Source organism: Corynebacterium sp. HMSC034H07, assembly GCF_001815175.1.
GTDB lineage: Bacteria > Actinomycetota > Actinomycetes > Mycobacteriales > Mycobacteriaceae > Corynebacterium > Corynebacterium hiratae.
In genome coordinates, this window is the sequence record NZ_KV819544.1 from 1 (window position 1) to 3,079 (window position 3,079).

The 3,079-nt window shown below is 62.2% G+C and carries 1 protein-coding gene and 2 pseudogenes; all 3 read right to left on the reverse strand.

Features of this window, described 5'->3' with window-relative positions; all coding sequences use genetic code 11:
• Positions 1–231: pseudogene (locus tag HMPREF3009_RS13865) on the reverse strand (hypothetical protein); the annotation flags it as partial.
• Between the two features lie 588 nt (positions 232–819).
• Positions 820–1,689 carry an alpha/beta fold hydrolase gene (locus HMPREF3009_RS12075; protein ID WP_070510583.1) on the reverse strand — a complete coding sequence of 290 codons (870 nt, stop codon included), beginning with the start codon at positions 1,687–1,689 and terminating at the stop codon, positions 820–822.
• Between the two features lie 384 nt (positions 1,690–2,073).
• Positions 2,074–3,035, reverse strand: a pseudogene (locus HMPREF3009_RS12080) (IS481 family transposase).
• Positions 3,036–3,079: the final 44 nt, after the last annotated feature.

Here is a 3,079-nt window from a genome sequence, read left to right on the forward strand (position 1 = left end):
CGACGTGTCTACTTTCCGGGGGTCAGGCCCTTCCTCACCGTTGCCATAGTCTCCACGGATCACCGCATCAGCCAGGGCATCGATGTTGACGGATGGCTTGGTGGGGTTTCCTCCGGTGAGCTTCTCGTTGACGCGCTTTTGCACGGCCGCGTAGTTAGCTCCCAGTCGGCGCTTGCGTTCCTCACCGTTGCCGTACTCGCCTCGGATTACCGCGTCGGCGAGGGCGTCGATATTGGCGGAGGGCTTGGGCGTGGGCGGTGTGGGCCTTGCCGGTGCTGTGGGGGGGCGGGCTTAGTGCCGCTCATGCGGTCGTACCAGTACTGGGCGCGTGCCATGTAGGCCGCATGCTGGGAGCCTGCGAGCGAGGCCGGGCATTCGGTGGAAGCGATACAATGAGTGGAACCATGACGACGGCGTACATTGCCCAACGGCGATTCTGGTTGAAAGGAATCGTCGCGTCGTTACGGAACACTACGGTGTAAAGTACGGTGGCCGTCGCCAACCCGAGCAGGATCCAGAAAAATGTTCCAGGAACCCAGGGTCGGAGTACCCCACGCCCTTGACGTTTTTGACGTAGGCCTTCCCTGCACCCATCACCGCGGTGTATAGCACGGCAAGCCAAATTGCCTTCTTCATTAGCTCTCCTTGAGTGGGCCAGGCCCGTTAGATTAGATGTTTCCTCGGGGCATTGGCCCCGGGATATCTGGTGGCTGAACGATAGCGGAGGATACCAGTGTGGCGTCCACCGTGGCCACGATGTGACGATGAGGGACGCCGGCTCGTGCTTCCTGTAATAGACGTGCCAAGGTTGCGATGAGCTCAACGGTTGAGGTCTGCTGCGAAGTGGTCCCGATCAAAGAGAGCGAGAGCCGCGCGAGCAACCACCTCCGGCTCCGTAATCGGGATGGCGTGACCAGAATCACGTGCCACGATGAGCTGGGCACTTGCTGTCCGAGCGGCAGATAAGTGGTGGGCCTTGCGGATTGCCGCACGCATCTTTTCGCTCTCGCCGACCATCGCTTGGGCGCCACTGATCACGGTCACGGGAGAGCCGTAGTGCTGATCGTCGGTTGCTAGCTGCGCGAGACCAGTACGCAACGATCGCAATTCGGCAGCGGCCGCACGTGCTGCTGAAACGGTCGTAGAGTCCTGAAGCACTCGTGTCATCACGTCCGGCGGCAGCCCTCGGAGAATGGGGGTGTACATCGCAGAAAGCAACCGCAGCCGAGCAAGCGACACTAGACTCAGGCGCTGCAGGGCCAAGGACAGCGGGCGGAACTTATCCAAGAGGTGTTCATCGCTTGGATCGACGAGCACAAGTCCTGCGACGCGCTCGATGCGGCCCGCCGACATGCCCTGTGCAGTACGTACGATGGGACCGCCCCAGCTATGTCCGACGAGGACGACAGACTCGTAAGATTGAGCTTTAACGACACACGCCAGGTCGTTAGCGAGTCGTTGCAGTTTCCGCGTAGCTGGATCCGGATCGCTGTCGCCGATGCCCGCCCGGTTATAGGCGACCACGCGGCAGTGGGGCGCAAGGTGGCGCATGACCGGAATCCAGTAGTGTGCGCTCATCCCCAGGCCAGCCTCACACACGACCAAACGCGGCCCCTCGCCGAGGCTGATCGATGCTAAGCGTCTACCGTCAGGAGTCACGACCACATCACGGGTGGGCATCGGCTGCATAGGCGTGCCTTTCTCGCGGTGACCGGTGTGGGTTCGAACGGCGTGATCATACCAACGCCGCTCACACAGACAAAGATAGGCTACCCTAATTCATCCTGACCGAGGAAGCTGTGAAAGCAGGATTGACCGTAGAAGGATCTGACCCCCGTGGGGTAGACACCTGATATCCAACCCTGTCGGGTTGGGAAGAAAGGTAATCTACCGCCATGCCTAGGTACTCCGAAGAGTTCAAACGTAATGCCGTGGCTCTCTACGAAGTGAAGCGTCCTGTAACTTCACCGCTACGTGGATAAACCGAACCATCAGCAATTTCAAAACCAGCAGGCAAAGTAGTTTTCATTTTTTAAGAGTAGCACGAAAACAACGGTGAAGAGGTTGCGTCTGCTAGCTGTAAGAGGTCGTGACGTTGTTGACACGTACCGGGGCCAGCGAGGTCGGGGGGCGTCCCCGCAGGTGGTATGAGGCCGATGGTAGTTGTAGTGGTTCACCCACACCGCCAACGCCTCACGCCGCTGGTTCTCTGAGGTGTATGGGCGGGCGTAGAGGACCTGATCGACCATTAGCCGGTTGTACCTCTCCACTTTCCCGTTATGGCGCGGGGTGTACGGGCGGATCCGGTGGTGCCGGCCCCCGAGCGAGACCACCTTCTGAGTGAACTCCGCGGCCCGGTAGTTGCTCCCGTTGTCCGTGACCACCCGGTCCACGGTGATGCCGTGGGCGGCGAAGAACGCCCTCGCCCGGCAGAAGAATCCGATCGTGGTCACCGCCTTCTCGTCCTCCAACGCCTCGGTGTACGCCAGGCGGGTGTGCCCGTCGATCGCTGAGTGCAGGTAGGTGTAGCCGTCCCGCCGGCCAGACCCGCGCTTGGAAGCACGGCCGGCTTCGCTGTCACGTCCGTTGGCACGCCAGCCTCTCCCCTCGGGGATGCGCCCGATTTTCTTCACGTCCAGGTGCACCATGTGCCCCGGCGCCCGGGCGGTGATCTTCTGCGGTCGTTGGCGCAGGTTTTCACCCGTGGGCGCGAGGTCTCGCAACCGGGAGATGCCCAGCCGGTGCAGCCACCTCCCCACCGTTCGGAGGCACACTGGATGGCCTTCAGAGACCAGGTGGTGATGGATCCGGCGGGCTGACCACTTGCACTCCCGGCGCAGGGTGAGGATCTGGGTGACCAGGGCCGGGTCGAGCTGGGCAGGTGAACGGTGTGGCCGGCTCGAGCGGTCTTGCAGTCCTGCCTCGCCCTGGGCGCGGTAGCGGGCCACCCAGGTCGCCACCGTGGGCCGGCTGACGCGGAACTCGGCGGCCACATGGGCTTGCGGGATGCCCTCGTGCAGGTGGCGGTGGACCATGCGCAGACGGCCGGTGGGTGAGGTTACCCTCGTTTAGTGGACAC